Source organism: Actinomadura decatromicini (assembly GCF_008121305.1).
In the GTDB taxonomy this organism is placed as follows: Bacteria; Actinomycetota; Actinomycetes; order Streptosporangiales; family Streptosporangiaceae; genus Spirillospora; species Spirillospora syzygii.
This window is the reverse complement of record NZ_VSRQ01000011.1, coordinates 32,302-52,107: the sequence shown is the minus strand read 5'-3', so window position 1 is coordinate 52,107 and position 19,806 is coordinate 32,302. Positions and strand designations below refer to the sequence as shown.

General features: G+C 74.3%; 19 protein-coding genes. 9 read left to right on the top strand and 10 right to left on the bottom strand.

From position 1 onward, the window contains the following. Positions 1–11 precede the first annotated feature (11 nt). Complete coding sequence (locus tag FXF68_RS37875; RefSeq protein ID WP_148767643.1) at positions 12–1,028, bottom strand: aldo/keto reductase; 1,017 nt, start codon at positions 1,026–1,028, stop codon at positions 12–14. Between the two features lie 108 nt (positions 1,029–1,136). Between FXF68_RS37875 and FXF68_RS37870 the strand changes: the two genes are divergently transcribed. Further along, positions 1,137–2,129 (top strand): methyltransferase, encoded by a 993-nt coding sequence (locus tag FXF68_RS37870; protein ID WP_148767642.1) that lies wholly within the window; start codon positions 1,137–1,139, stop codon positions 2,127–2,129. A gap of 73 nt (positions 2,130–2,202) precedes the next feature. Then, the gene (locus tag FXF68_RS37865) at positions 2,203–2,940 is read left to right on the top strand and encodes an SDR family NAD(P)-dependent oxidoreductase (protein ID WP_148767641.1); all 738 of its coding nucleotides are present in this window, start codon (positions 2,203–2,205) and stop codon (positions 2,938–2,940) included. Between the two features lie 71 nt (positions 2,941–3,011). Here FXF68_RS37865 and FXF68_RS37860 read toward each other — a convergent pair whose 3' ends face one another. Together FXF68_RS37860 and FXF68_RS37855 are read right to left on the bottom strand one after the other, a co-directional pair. Next, the gene (locus FXF68_RS37860) at positions 3,012–3,698 is read right to left on the bottom strand and encodes a GntR family transcriptional regulator (RefSeq protein ID WP_148767640.1); all 687 of its coding nucleotides are present in this window, start codon (positions 3,696–3,698) and stop codon (positions 3,012–3,014) included. A 52-nt stretch (positions 3,699–3,750) separates the two neighbouring features. Beyond that, positions 3,751–4,479, bottom strand: coding sequence for an alpha/beta fold hydrolase (locus FXF68_RS37855; RefSeq protein ID WP_148767639.1), 729 nt, complete (start codon positions 4,477–4,479; stop codon positions 3,751–3,753). 206 nt (positions 4,480–4,685) lie between these two features. On the opposite strand from FXF68_RS37855, the gene FXF68_RS37850 reads away from it, so the two are divergent. The 4 genes from FXF68_RS37850 to hpaD are packed head-to-tail and all read left to right on the top strand — an operon-like array spanning position 4,686 to position 9,646. After that, entirely contained in the window at positions 4,686–6,119 is a 1,434-nt protein-coding gene (locus FXF68_RS37850; RefSeq protein WP_148767638.1) for a fumarylacetoacetate hydrolase family protein, read from the top strand. Positions 6,120–6,135: 16 nt separating this feature from the next. Then, entirely contained in the window at positions 6,136–7,083 is a 948-nt protein-coding gene (gene dapA / locus FXF68_RS37845) for a 4-hydroxy-tetrahydrodipicolinate synthase (protein ID WP_246179162.1), read from the top strand. 41 nt (positions 7,084–7,124) lie between these two features. Next, positions 7,125–8,633: a 5-carboxymethyl-2-hydroxymuconate semialdehyde dehydrogenase gene (gene hpaE / locus FXF68_RS37840; protein WP_148767637.1), complete on the top strand. Its 1,509-nt coding sequence runs from the start codon at positions 7,125–7,127 to the stop codon at positions 8,631–8,633. Beyond that, positions 8,630–9,646, top strand: coding sequence for a 3,4-dihydroxyphenylacetate 2,3-dioxygenase (gene hpaD / locus FXF68_RS37835; protein WP_148767636.1), 1,017 nt, complete (start codon positions 8,630–8,632; stop codon positions 9,644–9,646). Before hpaE ends, hpaD begins: the two co-directional genes overlap by 4 nt. A 17-nt stretch (positions 9,647–9,663) precedes the next feature. Here the strand turns inward: hpaD and dinB are convergent, their stop codons facing one another. The 5 genes from dinB to FXF68_RS37810 all read right to left on the bottom strand — a co-directional run bounded on the left by dinB (position 9,664) and on the right by FXF68_RS37810 (position 14,455). Beyond that, a complete protein-coding gene (dinB, locus tag FXF68_RS37830; RefSeq protein WP_222870283.1) occupies positions 9,664–10,833 on the bottom strand; it encodes a DNA polymerase IV in 1,170 nt (389 codons plus the stop codon). A 94-nt stretch (positions 10,834–10,927) separates the two neighbouring features. Next, positions 10,928–12,121 carry an ABC transporter permease gene (locus FXF68_RS37825; RefSeq protein ID WP_148767634.1) on the bottom strand — a complete coding sequence of 398 codons (1,194 nt, stop codon included), beginning with the start codon at positions 12,119–12,121 and terminating at the stop codon, positions 10,928–10,930. 71 nt (positions 12,122–12,192) lie between these two features. After that, entirely contained in the window at positions 12,193–12,882 is a 690-nt protein-coding gene (locus tag FXF68_RS37820) for an ABC transporter ATP-binding protein (RefSeq protein WP_148767633.1), read from the bottom strand. Continuing rightward, complete coding sequence (locus tag FXF68_RS37815) at positions 12,879–13,922, bottom strand: peptidoglycan-binding protein (protein ID WP_246179161.1); 1,044 nt, start codon at positions 13,920–13,922, stop codon at positions 12,879–12,881. Before FXF68_RS37815 ends, FXF68_RS37820 begins: the two co-directional genes overlap by 4 nt. After that, entirely contained in the window at positions 13,922–14,455 is a 534-nt protein-coding gene (locus tag FXF68_RS37810; protein ID WP_148767632.1) for a hypothetical protein, read from the bottom strand. Before FXF68_RS37810 ends, FXF68_RS37815 begins: the two co-directional genes overlap by 1 nt. 199 nt (positions 14,456–14,654) lie before the next feature. Here FXF68_RS37810 and FXF68_RS37805 point away from each other — a divergent pair, with 199 nt between their 5' ends. Genes FXF68_RS37805 through FXF68_RS37795 form a run of 3 tightly spaced genes read left to right on the top strand, consistent with a single transcriptional unit; the run spans position 14,655 to position 17,159 of the window. After that, positions 14,655–15,311 carry a response regulator transcription factor gene (locus FXF68_RS37805; RefSeq protein WP_187438318.1) on the top strand — a complete coding sequence of 219 codons (657 nt, stop codon included), beginning with the start codon at positions 14,655–14,657 and terminating at the stop codon, positions 15,309–15,311. Beyond that, a complete protein-coding gene (locus tag FXF68_RS37800) occupies positions 15,308–16,639 on the top strand; it encodes a sensor histidine kinase (RefSeq protein WP_148767631.1) in 1,332 nt (443 codons plus the stop codon). The genes FXF68_RS37805 and FXF68_RS37800 overlap by 4 nt, the downstream gene beginning before the upstream one ends. Positions 16,640–16,649: 10 nt before the next feature. Continuing rightward, complete coding sequence (locus tag FXF68_RS37795) at positions 16,650–17,159, top strand: mycothiol transferase (RefSeq protein ID WP_148767630.1); 510 nt, start codon at positions 16,650–16,652, stop codon at positions 17,157–17,159. Here the strand turns inward: FXF68_RS37795 and FXF68_RS37790 are convergent. Then, the gene (locus FXF68_RS37790; RefSeq protein ID WP_148767629.1) at positions 17,092–18,462 is read right to left on the bottom strand and encodes a glycosyltransferase; all 1,371 of its coding nucleotides are present in this window, start codon (positions 18,460–18,462) and stop codon (positions 17,092–17,094) included. The genes FXF68_RS37795 and FXF68_RS37790 overlap by 68 nt on opposite strands. A gap of 63 nt (positions 18,463–18,525) precedes the next feature. Further along, entirely contained in the window at positions 18,526–19,761 is a 1,236-nt protein-coding gene (locus FXF68_RS37785; RefSeq protein ID WP_246179160.1) for a L,D-transpeptidase, read from the bottom strand. Positions 19,762–19,806: the final 45 nt, after the last annotated feature.

The following is a 19,806-nucleotide window of genomic DNA, read 5'->3' as shown; positions in this document are numbered from 1 at the left end:
GGCCCGGCGGCTCACTCGCACGGGACGGCGTCGCGGCTCTGCGCCGCCGGCGCGTCGGTCCCCCAGGACGCCGCCGGGTCGACCACGCCCTTGTCCAGCCAGAGGCCGGCCGCGGCCGCGCGCAGCTCGTCGCCGTGCCGGGCGGCGAGCCCGAGCGCGGCGAGGCCGTCCTCGAGCTGCTCCGCGCGGGAGACGCCGACCAGGACGTTCGCGACCGCCGGATGGGTCAGGGTGTAGGCGACGGCGAACTGCGCGGGCGGCACGCCGAACTCCGCGGCGATCCGCTTGACCTCGGGGAACGCGGCGCGGATCCGGTCCCGGATGCCGCCCGGGTCGGCGCCGATCTTGCGCTCGGGGTCGAGCTTGCCCGCGAGGATGCCGCCCTCCAGCACGTCCGACGCCTGGAGCGCGAGGCCCTCCTCGGCGTACAGCTTGGCGAACAGCGCGCCCTCCGGCACCGACCGGCGGGCCAGGTTGTACTTGAGCTGCGCGAACGAGGGCGGGACGAGGCCCTCGGCGGCGGCGAACCGGCAGGCGAACAGCACGTCGCAGGCCGACCAGTTGTTCACGCCCCAGGACGCGAACCTCCCGGCGCGGACGAGCTCGGACACGTCCCGCACCACGGCGTGCAGATCGGGACGTTCCATGAAGTCTCCGACGACGACCATGTCGGCGCGGTCGGTGCCCACCCGGTCGAGCGAGACCTCGATCTGCTCGGCGAACGAGGAGCGCGGGTACTCCCACAGCCAGAGCTTGCCGCACAGCAGGTAGTCTTCGCGCGCCAGCCCGGCGTCCCGGACGGCCTGCCCGAACAGCACGTCCGTGACGGCGTTCTCCGCGTGCGGGCCGAAGTTGTAGTGCGCGACGTCGAACATGTTCGCGCCGCGGTCGACCGCGAGCCGGACCAGCTCGGCGGCGTCGTCACGGTCCATCCGGTCCCAGGTGTTCCAGGACCCGAGGGCCAGCAGCGGGACCTCGGGGCCGTGCACGCCGAGACGCCGTCTCGGGACCCGTTCTGCGAACTCCATCGCCGTCCTCCGGTGCGGTGAGCAGGGCCGAGGGGCGGAACCCCTGGCCGACGTTCACGCTGATCGTATAGCATCTGGCATATCTTTTACCCCGAAGGAGACATCTTCATGTCGCATCCCTCCCCGGGCGCCGCCCCTTCCTCGATCCTCGGCGTCGCCACCGGCTACATGGCCGCCAAGCAACTGTTCGCGGCCAGCGAGGCGGGCGTCTTCGCGGCCCTCGCGGACGGTCCGGCGACGGCGGCCGAGCTGGCCGGACGGGCCGGGCTGCCCGAGCGCACCGCGCGCATCCTCGGCGACGCCATGGCGGGCCTCGGCCTGCTCACCCGCGAGGACGGCCGCTACGCCAACTCCCCGGCGACCGCCGCCTACCTGGCCGGGACCGGCGACGACGTCGACCTGCGGCCGTTCCTGGCGTTCCTCGACGCGATCAGCTACCCGCACTGGACGGAGTTCGCCGCGACGACCCGGAGCGCCGAGCCGCAGCCGCTCGACCTCGGCGGCGAGCGGATGCAGACGTTCATGACCGGCGTGATGACCTACAACGCGCTGCACGCGAAGATGCTCGCGGAGACGTTCGACTTCACCCCCTTCTCCCGCATCCTCGACTTCGGCGGCCTGTCCGGCTCGTTCCTCATCGAGGCGCTGCGCTCGGCCGAGAAGGCGCACGGGACGTTCCTCGGCCCCGGCGACTTCGTCCAGTTCGCCCGCACGGCGCTCGACGAGGCCGGGGTGGGCGACCGCGCCGACGTCGTCCAGTCCGACCCGCTGACCGGCGAACTGCCCGACGGGTTCGACCTCGTCCTGCTGGAGCACGTCGTCCACCGGTTCGACGCCGAGCAGAACAAGGCCATGATCGAGCGGGCCCGGCGGGCGGCGGCGCCCGGCGCCACGCTCGTCCTGCTCGACTTCTTCCTCGACGACGACCCCGAGCAGCGCGTGATCGACGCCCTGCACGCCGGTGAGTACCTCGTCATCGACGGCACCGTCGTCTACCCCGAGGCCGAGGTCCGCGGCTGGCTGGCCGCCGGGGGCTGGGAGCCGGTCGAGACCCGCGCGCTGCCCGGCAGCCCGCGCATCATCATCGCGGAGGCACGATGACCGCAGCGAAGCGAGGATCGTCGGGCCTCCGGCTCGGGGGCCTGGGGGTCGTCCCCCAGAAGGGCAGGGCCCGATGAGCACGGGCCGGGTCGTTCTCGTTACGGGTGCCGCCAGCGGCATCGGCCGCGCCGTCGCCGCGGGGTTCGCGGCGGCGGGCGACCGCGTGGCGATCGCCGACAAGGACGCCGACGCGGCGGCGGAGGCGGCCAAGGAGCTGAACGCCCACGCCGTCGCGATGGACATCACGGACGCCGCCTCGGTCGCCGCCGGGGTGGCGCACGTCGCCGAGGCGCTCGGCCCGATCGAGGTCCTGGTCAACAACGCGGGCGTGGTCGCGGGCGGCGGGCCGCTGACGGCCCTCCCGCTCGAGATCTTCGACACGGTCGTCGCCGTCAACCTGCGCGGGACGTTCACGGTCACCCAGGCGGTCGCGAACCAGATGTTGGAACGCGACACCAAGGGCCGGATCGTCAACATCAGCTCGATCGGCGCCCGCCAGCCCACGGCCGGGCTCGGCCACTACGAGGCGACGAAGGCGGCCGTGGACGCCCTCACCCGCACCGCCGCGCTGGAGCTCGCCGGGCACGGCATCCGGGTCAACGGCGTCGCGCCGGGGCCCGTCCACACGCCGATGACGGCGGGCCTCATGGAGAACCCCGAGGCGCGCGCGGCCTGGGAGTCCCGCATCCCGCTGGCCAAGATCGCGACGACGGACGACATCGTCCCGCTGGTGCTGTTCCTGGCGTCCGACCAGGCGGGCCACATCACCGGCACGGTCATCCAGGTGGACGGCGGGCAGCTGCTCGTCTAGCCGCACGGAAACCCGAACGCGCCGTTCCCCCATCGCCCGGCGGGAACGGCGCGTTCGTCGTTTCGGTGAGGCTACTGCTGCGGGACGACCGGGTGGGAGGCCGTGTGGAGGGCGTCCGCCGTGGCGTTCTTGTGGGCGCAGGCGACGCGCTCGATCTCACCGGCGTCGGCGTTCTCGGAGATCAGCTTGAGGATCTGCTCGTGCTCCACCACCGAGCGGCGGGCGCGGCCGGGGACGTAGCTGAACGTGGACCGGCGCATGTGGTCCAAGCGCGTCCACTCGGCTTCCAGGAGCGCCTGGAGGTGCGAGTCGGGGCAGTGCTCGTAGATCGAGAAGTGGAACTCGCGGTTCAGCGCGGTGAACGCCGTGGGGTCGAACGCCTGGAGCGCCTCGACCATCCGATCGTTGATCTTGCGGGAGCCGGCGACGTGCGCGGCCGTCATCTGCGGCGCGGAGATCGCGGTGGCGTAGCCCTCCAGGCGGGCCAGGATCTGCAGGGTGTGCTCCACCTGCTCGGCGTCGAAGACCGCGACGCGGGCGCCGACGTTCCGCACGACCTCGACGAGGCCGTCGGACTGGAGGCGGCGCAGCGCCTCGCGCAGCGGGATCGTGCTGACCCCCGTCTCCTGGGCGAGCTGGTTGATGACCAGCCGGTACCCGGGGACGTACGTGCCGTCCAGGATGCGCGACCGCAGCAGTTCGTAGCAGAACTCGGCCTTGCTCTCTTTGGTCTGGTCCTGCTTCTTCGCGGCACTCACCCGGTTCTCCTCATCCTCGGCCCGCGCCCCCGGTTCGTGGTCGGGGTGGTGGTCACCGCGCCAGCGCGTCCACGACGACGTCGCGGAAGCGCCCTCCGCCCAGCACCTCGAAGTGGGCGCCGGGCACCGTGACCAGTTTCGCCCCGATCTCCTCGGCCAGGCCCCCGATCCCTCGTGTCAGCTCATCATTCTCGCCGATGACGAAGACGGGAAGGGTTTTAGCGTTCCAGGTGCCGCCCGCGAACGGCGTCGCGCGCAGGCCCTCCACGCACAGCGCGAGGCCGGGCGCGCGGTCGCCGTGCGACTTCACCATCCCGGCGATCATGCCGGTGAAGGGGTCCGCGCACTCCGTCCCGTCCTGGACGGCGCGGTGCAGGGCGTCGACGTCGACGGCCGTGAACGGCTCGCCGGGCGCCAGCCCGCCAAGGACCGTCCGCGCCACCCGGTCGGGGGCGGCGGACGGCAGCTCCCATATGATCCTCGCGCCGAGCGAGTACCCGACGGCGTCGAACGCGGTGACCCCGACGGCGTCGAGGGCGGTCACGAGGGCCGCCGCGATCGCGGGCGCGGTGACCTCCGCTGCGGTGGCGGGCGCGGGGCTCTCCCCGTGGCCGGGCAGGTCCGGGACGACGACGGTCCGCCCCGCCGAGGCGAGCGCCTCGGCGATGCCGGTGTCGACCCAGTCGGCCTTCCCGTCCGAGCCGAAGCCGTGCACGAGGAGCACGGGCGGCGCGTCGGCGGGACGGGTGGGCGTGAGCGTCCGAACGGCGAGGTCGCGCATCCGTCAGGCACCTCCTAGAGGATTTCGCATACGATTTGCGATGATACTGCACAGGCACATCGTGTCCGGCCCTTGCGGGCCCCGCTGAGTTGGAACGATCGAAGTCACATTCGATGCACTCTCGTCATCGTGCATGACTTCATATACGATTTGAGCGACCCTCGGCGCGGGGGTTCCGTCCCGACCCGTCAGCAGGAGAGCCCGCAGTGCCGCACCCCCTGGGCGACCGGCCCTCGAAGATCATCGCCGTCCACCTCAACTTCCCCTCCCGGGCGAAGGAGCGTGGGCGGATACCGCCCGAGCCCTCGTACTTCGTCAAGCCGGCGTCGTCTCTCGCCGGGACCGGCGACCCGCTCGGCCGCCCGGCCGGCTGCGAGCTGATGACCTTCGAGGGCGAGATCGCCCTGGTCATCGGGCGGCGGGCGCACCGCGTCACGCCCGACGAGGCGTGGGAGCACGTCGGCTGGGTCACCGCCGCCAACGACGCGGGCGTGCACGACATGAAGTACGCCGACCGGGGCTCCAACCTGCGCTCCAAGGGCGCGGACGGCTTCACCCCGATCGGCCCGCGGCTGCTCGACGCCCGCGCCGTCGATCCGCACGCGCTGCGCGTCCGCACGTGGGTGAACGGCGAGCCGGTCCAGGACGACACGACCGACACATTGCTGTTCCCTTTCGCCACGCTCGTCGCCGACCTGTCCCGGCTCGTCACCCTCGAAGCCGGGGACGTGATCCTCACCGGCACGCCCGCGGGCGCGTCCGTGGTCTCCCCCGGCGACACCGTCGAGGTCGAGGTGACCGCGGGGGACGCGACCACCGGACGGCTCTCCAACACCGTCGTCGAGACGGACGCGCTGCCCGGCTGGGGCGCGATGCCGAAGGTCACCGAGGCGGACCGCGCCGACGCCTGGGGCGCGTCCTACCGGGCCGCGCCCGCGCTGGACGAGGACCTCGCGGCGGCGCTGCGCGAGCTGTCCACCGCGACGCTCAGCTCCCAGATGCGCAAGCGCGGCCTCCAGCACATGAGCGTCGACGGCGTCCACCCGGCGGGCGGCGACGGCGTGAAGATGGTCGGCACCGCGCACACGCTCCGCTACCTCCCGCTCCGCGAGGACCTGTTCGAGCGGTACGGCGGCGGCATGAACGCGCAGAAGCGGGCCGTGGAGGAGCTGCGTCCCGGGCAGGTACTCGTCATGGACGCGCGCCGGGACGCCTCCGCCGGGACGATCGGCGACATCCTCGCGCTGCGCGCCCAGCGGCGCGGCGCGGCCGGGGTCGTCACCGACGGCGGGCTCCGCGACAGCGCGACCGTGGCGGGCATGGGCCTGCCGGTCTTCCACGCGGGCGCGCACCCCGCCGTGCTCGGGCGCCGGCACGTCCCGTGGGACACGGGGCTGCCGATCTCCTGCGGCGGCGCCCTCGTCCAGCCCGGGGACATCCTCGTCGGCGACGCCGACGGGGTCGTCGTCATCCCCCCGGACCTCGCGGCCGAACTCGTCCGGGACTCGGCCGAGCAGGAGGCGCAGGAGCGCTTCATCACCGAGCGCGTCGCGGCCGGGGAGGCCATCGAGGGCCTCTACCCGCTCGGGCCGCGCTGGCGCGCGGCCTACGAGGCCTGGCGCCGCGACCACGACCTGTGAGCGCGCCCCGCCGCGCGTGACAACGACCACCGAGGAGAAGACGTTGAAGTTCCGCACCGACCCGGCCACGATCCGCGGGTCCATCGCGCCCGTCGTCACCCCGTTCACGGCCGAGGGCGCCGTCGACCACGACGCGCTGCGCGGGCTGATCCGCTGGCAGCTCGAATCCGGCTCGCACGGGATCTCGCTCGGCGGCTCGACCGGCGAGCCGAGCGCGCAGACCGCCGCCGAGCGCATCGCCGCGATCCGGACGGCCGCCGACGAGGTCGCCGACCGCGTCCCGTTCCTGCCCGGCACCGGGTCCGCCAAGCTGGACGAGACCCTGGAGATCACCGCCGCCGCCCGGGACGCGGGCGCCGACGCCGCGCTGATCATCACCCCCTACTACGCGCGGCCCACCCAGGACGCCCTGTACGCCTGGTACGCGGCCGTCGCGCGCGAGTTCCCCGACCTGCCGCTGGTGATCTACAACGTGCCGTCCAGGACGGCCGTCGACATCGCTCCCGAGACGGTCCGGCGGCTGTTCACCGACTTCGACAACGTGGTCGGGATCAAGGAGACCACCAAGGACTTCGAGCACTTCTCCCGCGTGCTGCACGCCTGCGGTCCCGAGCTGCTCGTCTGGTCGGGGATCGAGCTGCTGTGCCTGCCGCTGCTCGCGCTCGGCGGCGCCGGGTTCGTCAGCGCCGTCGCCAACCTCGCTCCCGCCGCGGTCGCCCGGATGTACGAGCTGTGGACGTCCGGCGACCAGGCCGGCGCCCGCGACCTGCACTACCGCCTCCACCCGCTGGTGGACCTGCTGTTCGTCGAGACCAACCCCGCGCCCGCCAAGTGGGTGCTGGAGCGGCAGGGCCGGATCCCGTCCGGGTACGTCCGCCCGCCGCTCGCGACGCCGTCCGACGCGGCCGTCGCGCGCATCCGCGACCTGCTCGACCAGGGCGGCGACCTCACCGCCGGGCTCTGACCCGCGCAGGCGCCCTCCCACAACGACCGGAAGAGAGCACGATGTCCCTCCCCTCCTCCCCCGCACGGCCCGCCGGCCTGCCGGACCGCATCCGGCACTGGATCGGCGGCGAGTTCGTCGACAGTGCCGACGGCGCGGTCTTCGACGTCGCCGACCCCGTCTCCAACACCCCCTACGCCACCGCCGCCGCGGGCGGCCCCGCCGACGTCGACCGGGCCGTGGCCGCCGCGCGCGAGGCGTTCCCCGGCTGGGCGGCGCTCGGCAACCGGGAGCGTGCCACGATCCTGACCCGCATCGCGGACGCCGTCGAGGCCCGCGAGGACCAGCTCGCGGAGTTCGAGTCGTTCGACTCCGGGCTGCCGATCACCCAGGCGCGCGGCCAGGCCCGCCGCGCCGCCGAGAACTTCCGCTACTTCGCCGACGTGATCGTCGCGCTGGGCGAGGAGTCCTACCGGGTCGGCACCCAGCAGCTCAACTACGTGGTGCGGACGCCCGCGGGCGTCGCCGGGCTGATCACCCCGTGGAACACCCCGTTCATGCTGGAGAGCTGGAAGCTCGCCCCGGCGATCGCGTCCGGCTGCACGCTCGTGCTGAAGCCCGCCGAGTGGACGCCGCTGTCGGCGGGCCTGTGGCCGGAGATCTTCGCCGAGGCGGGCGTGCCCGCAGGGGTGGTCAACATCGTCCACGGCATCGGGGAGGTCGCGGGCCAGGCGCTGGTCGACCACCCGGACGTCCCGCTGCTGTCGTTCACCGGCTCCACCGAGACCGGCCGGCACATCATGCGCTGCTCGGCGGACGGCCTGAAGGCGCTGTCGATGGAGCTCGGCGGAAAGTCCCCCGTCGTGGTGTTCGCGGACGCCGACCTCGACGCGGCCCTCGACTCCGTCCTGTTCGGCGTGTTCTCGCTGAACGGGGAGCGGTGCACGGCGGGCTCCCGCGTGCTGGTGGAGCGGCCGATCTACGAGGAGTTCACCCGGCGGCTCGCGGCCCGCGCCGAGAAGGTCAGGGTCGGCCCGCCGTCCGACCCGGCGACCGAGGTCGGCGCGCTCGTGCACCCGGAGCACTACAAGCGGGTCCTTGAGTACGTGGAGATCGGGCAGCGGGAGGCGAAGCTGATCGCGGGCGGCGTCCGCCCGGCGCACCTGCCGGAGGGCAACTACCTGCAGCCCGCCGTGTTCACCGACGTGCCCCGGGACGCCCGGATCTTCCAGGAGGAGATCTTCGGCCCGGTCGTCGCGGTCGCCCCGTTCGACGACGAGGCCGAGGCGGTCGAGCTCGCCAACGCCACCCGCTACGGCCTCGCCGCCTACGTCTGGACGGACGACCTGCGGCGCGGCCACCGGATCGCGCACAAGGTGGCCTCGGGTATGGTCTGGATCAACTCCCACAACGTTCGCGACCTGCGCACCCCGTTCGGCGGCGTGAAGGACTCGGGGCTCGGCCGGGAGGGCGGCGCGCACAGCATCGACTTCTTCTCCGAGTCCAAGATCGTCCACGTCATGCTGGGCGAGGTGCACACGCCGCGCTTCGGCGCCCAGGAGCAGCCATGAGCACAGCCCCCGACGTCGTCCGCTCCGCCTACGTCCAGCTCGCCGTCACCGATCTGGCGGCGGCGCGCTGGTTCTGGGTCGACATGCTCGGCATGCACGTCCAGCACGAGGACGCCGGCGCCCTCCACCTGCGCGGCACCGACGAGCTGACCCACCATTCCGTCGTGCTGCGCGCCGGGCCCGTCGCGGCCCTGGACCACCTCGCCTACCGGGTCCGCACCCCCGACGACGTCGACAAGGCGGAGCGGTTCTTCAAGGACCTCGGCCGCCCCGTCCGGCGCCTCGCCGCCGGGGAGGGCACCCACGGGGTCGGCGACGCCGTCCGCGTGGTCGACCCGCTCGGGTTCACGGTCGAGTTCTTCCACGAGATCGCCCGCGGCGAGCGCCTCATCCAGCGCTACGACCTGCACCGGGGCGCCCAGATCGCGCGGCTCGACCACTTCAACGTCTGCACCCCCGACATCCCCGCCGCCTACGAGCACTACAAGTCGCTGGGCTTCGGCTGCTCGGAGACCATCGAGGGCGACGAGCACGAGCTGTACGCGGCGTGGATGTACCGGAAGCAGACCGTCCACGACGTCGCGTTCACCGGCGGCGCGGGCCCCCGCCTGCACCACATCGGGATGGCGACGCACGAGTCCCACCAGGTGCTGCACATGGCCGACATCCTCGGCTCGCTGCGCAAGGAGCACCACATCGAGCGCGGGCCGGGACGGCACGGCGTGTCCAACGCCTTCTACGTCTACCTGCGCGACCCCGACGGGCACCGGGTGGAGATCTACACCTCCGACTACTACACCGGCGACCCCGACCACGAGACGTTCCGGTGGAACGTCCACGACGACCGCCGCCGCGACTTCTGGGGCAACGCGGTGATCGAGTCCTGGTACAAGGAGGCCAGCCCCGCCCTCGACCTGGACGGGAACGTCCAGCCGATCTCCGAGGCGGCGCTGGACGAGTCCGCCGTCCAGGTCGGCGCCGACGGGCTCGGCATCATCGACCCCTCCGAGTAGCGCGGGGCCGGCCGGGGTCAGTCGGGCAGCAGCGGGACCTGGACGCCCGGGTCGCGGCCGAGCAGGACGGCGCGGGTGATCGCGTCCTGGCCGAACCGGCCGCGGACGCCGTCGACCGCGTCGTCCACGGCCATGGCCCGGTCGAACGGGAGCGCCAGCTGGACGGCCCGCGCGTCGTGCAGGTCGCCGAGCGACAGCCCGATCAGGGTGAGGCCGCGCTTCTCGATCAGCGGCGCGGCGGCGGCGAGCAGCCCGCGCGCCGCGTGCAGGAGGAGCGGGGTGTCCGCGGTGGCCTGGGCGAGGGTGCGCGAGCGGGTGGCGCGGGCGAAGTCGTCGAAGCGGAGGCGGAGGGTGACCGTCCGGCAGACGCGGCGGGCCTTCCGCAGCCGCCCGCCGAGCCGGTCGGCGAGGCCGACGAGCATGGCGTCCAGCTCCGCCGGTGACCGGCGGCGGCGGCCGAGCGCCCGCTGCGCGCCCATCGAGCGGCGCCGGACGCCGGTGCGCACCGGGCGCGGGTCGCGGTTGCGGGCCAGCGCGTGCAGGTGCCGCCCGGCGCCCGGGCCGAGCAGCGACACGAGCGCCGCCTCCGGCATGTCGGCGACGTCGCCGACGGTCGTGACGCCGTAGCGGGCGAGCTTCGCCGCGGTGGCCTCGCCGACGCCCCACAGCCGCCGGACGGGCAGCGGGCGCAGGAAGTCGAGCTCGGCGTCCGGCGGCACGACGAGGAGCCCGTCGGGCTTCGCGACGCCGCTCGCGACCTTGGCGAGGAACTTGGTGCGCGCGACGCCGACCGTGATCGGCAGCCCGACCTCCTCGGCGACCTCCCGCCGCAGCCGCGCGGCGATCGCGGCGGGCGGCCGGCGCAGGCCGTCCACGTCGAGGAACGCCTCGTCGATGGACAGCCCCTCCACCAGCGGCGTCGTCGCGCGGAAGACGGCGAACACCGCCTTGCTCGCCGCCGCGTACGCGCTCATCCGCGGCCGGACGACGACCGCCCGCGGGCACAGCCGGCGCGCCTGCCCGCCGCTCATCGCCGTCCGCACCCCGTGCGCCTTGGCCTCGTAGCTCGCCGCGAGCACCACCCCGCCGCCCACGATCACGGGCCTCCCCCGCAGCGCGGGGTCGTCGCGCTGCTCGACGGCCGCGTAGAACGCGTCGAGGTCGGCGTGCAGGATGGAGGCGGACACGAACATATGTTCGCATAATCGGCGGGCGCGGGCCCGGCCGGGGACGGGAGCGGAGCCCTCGCCGACGCCCGCCCCCGACCGGCCGTGAGGGGCGCTAGGGCGCGGCCAGGGCCTCGGTCGGCGGGAGGCGGGCGGCGCGGAGGGCCGGGTAGAGGCCCGCGACGCCGCCGATGAGCAGCGTCGCGAGGATGCCGCCCGCCATGGCCCAGACCGGGACGACCGTCGGCCAGCCCTGCGTCACCGCGAACACGGCGGTGACGACGATGCCGAGCGCGACGCCGCCCGCGCCGCCGAGCGCGGCGAGGAGCTGCGACTCGGTGAGGAACTGGAGCCTGATCTGCCCCCGGGTCGCGCCGAGCGAGCGGCGCAGCCCGATCTCCGCCCGGCGCTCCAGCACCGAGATCACCATCGTGTTCGCGACGCCGACGCCGCCGACCAGCAGCGCGACCCCGCCGAGGCCGAGGAGGAGGCCGGTGAACGCGCGGTCGGTGGCGTTCTCGGCGGCGAGGGCGTCCGAGGGGCGGCTCACCTCGACCTCGTTCGGCGCCTGCGGGTTGGCGGTGGCGGCGAGCAGGTCCCGGACCTTCGGCACGGCGTCCTTGCGGGCGCGCGTGTAGACGGTGGTGGGGTGCCCGTCGAACCCGAGCCTGGCGGTGGCGGCCTCCCAGCCGACGAGGGCGGCGGCGTCGAGTTCGGGCGCGAGCTGGTTCGGTTCGAGGACGCCGACGACTTTGAACCACTGCGAGCCGAGCCAGATCTGGACGCCGGGCGCGCCGACGCCGAGCCGGTCCGCGCTCGCCGCCCCGAGCACGACCGCCGGGTAGCGTGCGGTGCCCGCGTTCAGCCAGGTCCCGGACGCCATGGTGAGGCCGACCGTGCGCGGCAGGTCGAGCCGGGCGGCGAGGACGGCGATCCCGCCGCTCTCCCCCTCGGGGATGCGGTCGTTGCGGTAGACGCGGGCGTCCCGCAGCGCCGCCGTCGCGGACGCGGACTCGACGTCCGGCATCCGCCGCACCATGCCGACCGACTCCTCGGGCAGCTTGGACGCGTCCCCGAACAGGTCCTTGCCGGGACCGACCGTGAGGAGGTTGGTGCCGAGCCGGTCCAGGGTCGCCTGGAGCTGCGCCCGGCTGGACGTCGAGATGCCCACCACGCCGATCATCGCGGCGATCCCGATCGCGATGCCCAGCGCGGACAGGAACACCCGCAGCGGCCGCGACCGCAGCCCCGCCGCCCCGACCCGCAGCACGTCCGCCGGCCCGAGCCGGGCCGGTGTCTCCATGCTCATAGGGTCCCGCCCTTCTGGGGGACGACGCCCAGACCTCCGCAAGGGACCCGACGATCCTCGCTTCGCCGCGGTCATCGGGTCGCCTCCAAGTACGCGTCGTCGTGGACGATACGGCCGTCGCGCATGCGGACCTGGCGGGGCAGCATGGCGGCGATGTCGCGGTCGTGGGTGATGAGGACGACGGTCGTCCCGCCGCCGGACAGCTCGCGCAGCAGGTCGAGGACGCCCGCGCCGGACGCCGAGTCCAGCGCCCCGGTCGGCTCGTCCGCGAGCAGCAGCGCGGGCTCCCCCACCACCGCGCGGGCGATCGCGACCCGCTGCCGCTCCCCGCCGGACAGCTGGTGCGGGCGGTGCCCGAGCCGGTGCCCGAGCCCGACCCGCTCCAGCGCGGCGCGGGCGCGGCGGCGGCGCTCGGCCTGCGGGACGCCCGTGTACAGCAGGCCGTCCGCGACGTTGTCCAGCGCGGCCACCCCGGCGGCGAGGTGGAACTGCTGGAACACGAACCCGATGCGGCGGGCGCGCAGCGCCGACAGCCGCCGGTCCGGCAGCCCGGACACGTCGACGCCCTCGACGAGCACCGCGCCCGCGCTCGGCCGGTCCAGGGTGCCGAGCAGGTGCAGCATCGTCGACTTCCCGGACCCGGAAGGGCCGACGATCGCGACCAGCTCCCGCGCCTGGACGGTCAGCGACACCCCGTCCAGCGCGGTGACCCCGCCGGGGTAGGTCTTGGTGACGTCCCGCAGCTCCACCACCCCGGTCATGAGGGGACCCCGACCTTCATGCCCTCGGCCAGGCCGGCCCCCGAGACCTCGACCCGGCCGCCCGCGTAGACACCGGTCTCGACGGGCACCGTCCGCACGCGCCCGCCCTGGACGACCTGCACCTCGTAGCCGCCGTCGCCCCGCGCGAGCAGCGCCTCGACGGGCACCGCGAGGACGCCGCCGTGCCGGTTCGCGGTGAGCCGCACCGTGACCGGCGCCTTGTCGTAGGAGCCGAGCCCCTTCCGCGCGCCGACCGCGACCGTCACCTCGACGGTGGTCGGGTTGTCGCCCTGCCCCTGCTTGGCGACCTTCCCCACCGAGGCGATCGTGCCCTTGGTGGTGTCGCCGGACGGCAACTCGACCTCCACCCGGGCGCCCTTCTTCGCGAGCCGCTGGTACTCGACGTCCAGGTCCACGGTGACGACACGGGTGGTGCCGGTGTAGGTGAGCACGGCGCCGCCGACCCGGTCGCCGACGTGCGCCCGGCGCTCGGCGACCCGGATCCGGCCGGACGCGACGACCGCCGATCCCGGGCGCACCGTCCCGGTCTCGGGGACGCCGAGGTCGTCCTGCCAGCGCTTCACGGCCGCGGCGGTGGCGGAGTCGTAGGACTCGTCGACGGTGAAGCCGGTGTAGCCGAGGGCGCGCAGGTTCCGCTCGAACTGCTCGACGTCGTCGCCCTCCGTCCCCGGGGCGAGCGTCCGATAGAGGGGCAGCGAGCCGTACAGCAGCGGGACGGGCCGGTCGTCGGCCCGGTACACCGGGCCTCCGCGCGCGACGACGGACCCGGCGGACGGCAGCCACGTGACGGTCCCCCGCCCGGCGCCCGCGACGGTGCGGGTGTCGCCGTAGCCGAGCGTGCCGTCGACCTCCTGGGTCTCGACGAGGGTCGTCCGCTCGACCGGGGCGGTCGCCGGGGGCAGCGCGCCGCGCGCGGCGGCCGGGCCGTCGCCGCCGCCCAGCCCGGCGGCCGCGAGGCCCGCGCCGCCGAGCACCGCCATGCCCGCCGCGCCGAGGACGGCGGTGCGCCGCCGCGACACTAGTCCCGCCCCTTGCCGGACATCATCGGGCCCTTGCCGTCGGGCGCGAGCTTCGCGCACGCCTGCTGCGCGTCCTTGAACCGCCGGCTCTCCGGGTCGATCCCGGTCCCGGGCCCGGCCTTGAGCATCATGCCGCCGTCCGGCTGCGGGTCGGGGAACTTCGCGACGCCATTGTCGCGCATGCACCTGGCGTACGCGCGCATCTTCGCGAGGACCTCGGGCTTCGGCTTCTGCGGCTTGCCGCCGTTCGGCATCAGGTGCCGGCACTTGCGCTGCGCGGCCTCGACCTTGCCGTTCTTCCCCGCCTGGTCCGGCTTGCCGGACACGCGGATCTCGACCTTGCCGTCCTTCGGGTCGGGCATGTCCACGCCGTTCTCGCGCATGCACGCGGCGAACTCGCGCATCTTCTTCCCGTCGTCCGCCGCCGGTTTCGCGGTGCCGCCGGACCCGCCGCCGTCGCCGCTCCCGCACCCGGCCGCCCCGAGGGCCAGCGCCGGGACGAGGGCGAGCGCCGCGAGCGTCTGTCGTCGCATCGTCGGTCTCCCTGTCGTGTCCGCATGCCCACCGGGCGGGCCGCCCGGCGGGACCGCAAGTCCAGCGGCGCGGCGGTAACCCGGGCGTAACCGGATCGCGTTACGCCCGCGTTACGCCCGCTGCCCGAAGCTTGGTCGGCAGGCCGCGCCGCGGTCGTGACCGGGGAGAGCGGGCAGTGAGAGAGCAGGGACGGCTGACGTGCGGGTGCTGATCGCCGAGGACGAGCGGATGCTCGCCGACTCCATCGCCGAGGGGCTGCGGGCCGAGGCCCTCGCCGTGGACGTGGTCTACGACGGGGACGCGGCGCTGGAGCGGCTCGGCGTCAACGACTACGACGTGCTCGTCCTCGACCGGGACCTGCCCGTCGTGCACGGCGACGACGTGTGCCGCGCGGTGGCCGAGTCGGACGCGCTGGTCCGGGTGCTGATGCTGACGGCGGCGGTGACCGTCCCGGCCCGGGTCGACGGGCTGCGGCTCGGCGCGGACGACTACCTGACCAAGCCGTTCGCGTTCGAGGAGCTGGTCGCGCGGATCCAGGCGCTCGGCCGCCGCGCCCGCCCGGCCGCGCCGCCGACGCTGGAGCGCGGCGGGATCCGGCTCGACCCGTCCCGCCGGGAGGTGTACCGGGACGGCCGGTACGTACGGCTCGCGCGCAAGGAGTTCGGGCTGCTCGCCGAGCTGATGCTGGCGGACGGCGCGATCGTGTCGGCGGAGCGGCTGCTGGAGAAGGTGTGGGACGAGCACGCCGACCCGTTCACCAACACCGTCCGGGTGACGCTGATGAAGCTGCGCCGCAAGCTCGGCGACCCGCCGGTGATCGAGACCGTCCCGGGAGCGGGGTACCGGATCCCATGACGACGCGCGCCGCGACCGCGCGGCTGACCGGGCGGCTCCGTCCGACGATCCGGATGCGGCTCACCCTCCTCTACGCCGGCCTGTTCCTGTTCGCCGGGGTCGTCCTGCTAGGACTGACGTACGTGCTGGTGCAGACGACCCTCCAGCGGCAGGGCGGCAGCGCCGGTGTCAACAAGGTGTTCCAGGCGGTGCAGGCGGCCCCCGGCGAGGCCGGGAACGGAACCGGCGCGCCGCTTCCTGGCGGCCCGTCCGCGCAGCCGCCGCCGATCGTGACCAAGCAGGTCGAGGGCGTGCTCGTGAAGGGACGCGAGAACTACCAGAAGGAGACGCTGTCGGCGCTGCTGACGCAGGGCTCCATCGCGCTCGGGCTGGTCGGCGCCGCGGGGCTCGGGTTCGGCTGGCTGCTCGCCGACCGGGCGCTGCGCCCGGTCCACCAGATCACCGAGACGGCGCGGCGGGTGGCGCGCAGCCACGACCTCACCGAGCGGATCGCCTACGAGGGTCCGCGCGACGACGTCAAGGAGCTGGCCGACACGTTCGACACCATGCTCGGCCGCCTCGCGCGGGCGTTCGACGGGCAGCGCCGGTTCGTCGCGAACGCCTCGCACGAGCTGCGCACGCCGCTCGCCATCAACCGGACGCTCGTCGACGTCGCCGTCCGCCGCGCGGACGCCACCGACGACGTCAAGCGGCTGGGCGAGTCGCTGCTGGTCGTCAACGGGCGGCACGAGCGGCTCATCGACGGGCTGCTCACCCTCGCGGGCACCGAGAACACGGTCGTGGACGCCGGTCCGCTCGACCTCGCGGACGTCGCGGGGCACGTCCTCGACCAGGCGTCCCGGGAGGCGGGGGCGCGCGGGCTGACGGTGCGGCGCGACCTCGGCGCGGCGCCGACGTCCGGCGATCCCGTGCTCGTCGAGCGGCTGGTGCAGAACCTGGTGGAGAACGCGATCCGGCACAACCGGGACGGCGGCGAGCTGTCGGTCGTCACCCGCGTCCGGGACGGGCGAGCGGAGGTCGCGGTCGCCAACACCGGCCCCGTCGTGCCCCGCTACGACGTCGAGACGATCTTCGAGCCGTTCCGGCGGCTCGGCAACGACCGGGTCCGCTCGGACCGCGGCGCGGGGCTCGGGCTGTCGATCGTCCGGGCGACGGCGACCGCGCACGGCGGGACGGTGACCGCCGTGCCGCGTCCCGGCGGCGGCCTGGACGTCACCGTCCGGCTGCCCGCGCGCACGGCGGACGCGCGGGCGGCGGACGCGCGGGCGGCGGACGCGCGGGCGGAAACGCCGGGGACGGCCCCTGAAATCGCCGTCGGCGGCGGGTAGCGTCGGGTCAATGACCAGCGCGCACCTGCTCACCGACGCCTTCGACCGGATCCGCGAGAACGTCCACAAGGCGGTCGAGGGGCTCACCCCGCCGCAGCTCGCGTACCGGGCCGACGCGTCCGCCAACTCGATCGCCTGGCTCGTCTGGCACCTCACCCGCGTCCAGGACGACCACATCGCCGGTGTCGCCGGCACCGGCCAGGCGTGGACGGACGAGGGCTGGGCCGACCGGTTCGACCTGCCGCTCGACCCGTCCGAGACCGGGTACGGGCACTCCCCCGACCAGGTCGAGGCCGTCCAGGTCGAGTCGGCGGAGCTGCTGACCGGCTACCACGACGCCGTCCACGCGCGGACCGTCGCCTACGTCGGCTCCCTCACCGACGACGACCTGCCCCGCGTCGTCGACCGCGCGTGGAACCCGCCGGTCACGCTGGGCGTGCGGCTGGTCAGCGTCATATCCGACGACCTGCAGCACGTGGGCCAGGCGGCGTTCGTCCGCGGCCTCGTCCTGCGGGTCTGACGGCCCGGCCGGAGGCCGCCTCCGGCGGGCGGAGCCCGGCGATGAGCCGCGTCCAGCGCGGCCCGATGCGCTCCAGGTCGTGCGCCCGCGCCGACCGGACCGCCGCCTCGCCCAGCCGGTCGCGCAGCTCCGGGTCCTCGACCAGGGCGCGGAGCGCGGCGGAGAGCGCCGCCTCGTCGCCGGGCGGGACGAGCAGCCCGTCGCGGCCGTGCGCGATCAGCTCGGCGGGGCCGTGCGGGCAGTCGACCGACACGACCGGCAGCCCCATCCCCATCGCCTCGATGATCACCATCGGCATGCCCTCGCGGCGCGACGACAGCGCGTAGACGGAGGCGCGCGCCATCTCGGCGTGCAGGTCGCGGGTCGCCGGGCGCAGCTCGACCCGGTCGCCGAGGCCGAGCTCGGCGACCAGCGCGCGGAGCGCCGCGCGGCGCGGGCCGTTGCCGAACAGGCGCAGCGTCCAGCCGGGATGGTCGGCGGCGACCGGCGCGAACGCGCGGATCAGCGTGTCGAAGTCCTTCGTCGCGATGAGCCGCCCGGCGGCCAGCACGACGTCGTCCTCGCGGCGGGACGGGCGGCCGGGCAGCGGCGGCGCGGCGTTCGGGATCCGCACGACCCGCGTCCCGGACCCGGCGAGCGCCGCCGCGTACCCGGCGCGGGCCGCCTCGGTGAGCACGGCCACCGCGTCCAGCTGCCGGTACGCGCGGACGATCTGCCGGCGCAGGGCGGGCGCGTAGGAGTCCAGGCTCATGTGGTCCTGCCCGACCGCCGCGACGCCGCGCGGCGCCAGTTCGGCGGCGAGCAGCACCAGCGACGGCCGCGTCCCGATCAGCACCTCGCAGGACGGGCGGCGCACGGCCCGCAGCAGGCACACGTCCGACCAGAGGGTCATCTGCCGGAACGACGCCTCCCCGGCCGGGACCAGCAGGCTCGGCAGCCGGGACAGCAGCCGCGCGGCCCGCCCGCGCGGGGCGAACGCGTCGTCGGCGTAGGTCACCGCGACGCCGAGCGGCAGGGGGAAGAACGGCTCCGGCTTGCGCCGCAGCACGCTGACGATCTCGACGTCGTGGTCGCGGGCCAGGTGGCCGCACAGGTTCAGGACGGTGCGGATCGTCCCGCCCGTCCCGTGCGCGTTCTGCAGCAGGACGCGGACGCGCGGCCGCTCACCAGAAGGCGGGACGGCCCGCCAGGCGAGCGGGCGCCCCACGAGCGGGCGCAGGGACCACAGCGCCGCGCGGCGCAGCGCGCGATGCGCCCCGCGCCGGACGCGGCGTCCCACCGCGCGCGGCGTCGGCTCGTTCACCGGCTCCCCCCAAGGTGGACGGCGTCCGTCCCCGGCCTGTTCCCGCCTCGGGGCCGGTCAACGTCAGCCGGTGGTCACGGTCCGGTCGAGGGCGCTTCCCTTGACCCAGCGGCTCCACGACATCTGGCGGTAGCCCCAGCCGTTGAGCGGCTCCAGCTTGCGGGAGGTGCCCTTGATGTTCACGACGTCGCCGCGGTAGGACCAGTTGTAGAACCACTCGGCGTCCTTGGGCGGGGAGTTGACGCAGCCGTGGCTGACGTTCTGCCGCCCCTGCGCCCACGTGGTGGCCGCCATCGAGTGGATGTACTCGCCGCTGTTGGAGATCCGCACCGCGAACGGGATGACCTCGCGGTAGCCGCCGTTCTTCTTGTCCTTCGGGTCGACGCCCATCCACTCCGACGTCATGATCGCCGGATTCTCCTTGCCCATGGTCAGGTGGATGCCGCTGGTGGTGAGGTAGGTGTCGACCCCGTTGACGACGCGGCCGCCGCGCCCCGCGCTGATCGGCCAGCTCCGGACCTTCTTGCCGTTCTTTCTGACCACGGCCCGCTTGGTCTTGGTGCTGATGTCGACGATGTGGGAGTCGCCGATGCGGAACCCGCGGCCGACGTCCGACACGCCGTAGGTCCCGGCGCCCGCCTTCACGCCCGCGAGCCGCGCCCGGAACTCGACCCGCTGGTTGGGCTGCCAGTACTCGCCGTTCTTCGTCCGGAAGATCACCGTGGTGTCGTTCACCCAGTACCACGCGCCGGTCGCGGGCTTGGTGGACTTGACCTCCAGGGCCCGCTCCACGGCCTTCTTGTCGCCCACCGCCCGGTTGAACGTGACCTGGATCGGCATGCCAACGCCGACCTTCTCGTTCTTGCTCGGCGTGATGTCGGCGATGCCGAGCGTCTTCGCCGCCTTGAGCGTGGCGAACTGCGCGCTGACCGTGGCGGACTTGCCCTGCGGGCTCTTCGCCACGGCCGTCACCTGGTACTTGGCGCCGGGACGCAGCGTCCGCGACCGCCAGCTCTTCTTGTCGGCGGCCATCGCGCCGTCCACCGGCCTGCCCTTGAGGGTGACCGTGACCTGCTCGAGCGTGCCGCCCGCGGCCGTCACCACGACGCCCGCCTCCGGCTTCGCCTTGGTGTTGCCGTTGCCCGGGTCGATCGTCACCTGGGGGGCGTTCGCGTCGGCCTTCTCGCCGACGGTGACGCCGCCCTCCTTCTCCCCGCCGCTGCACGCCGTCGTGAGGAGCAGCACGGCCCCCGCCATCCCCGCGCCCGCCAGAACCCCTGCGGAAACCCTCCGCTGCACCACGACCTCCAGAAACCCCGCCGTCTATCAGGGAGACATTAGCGA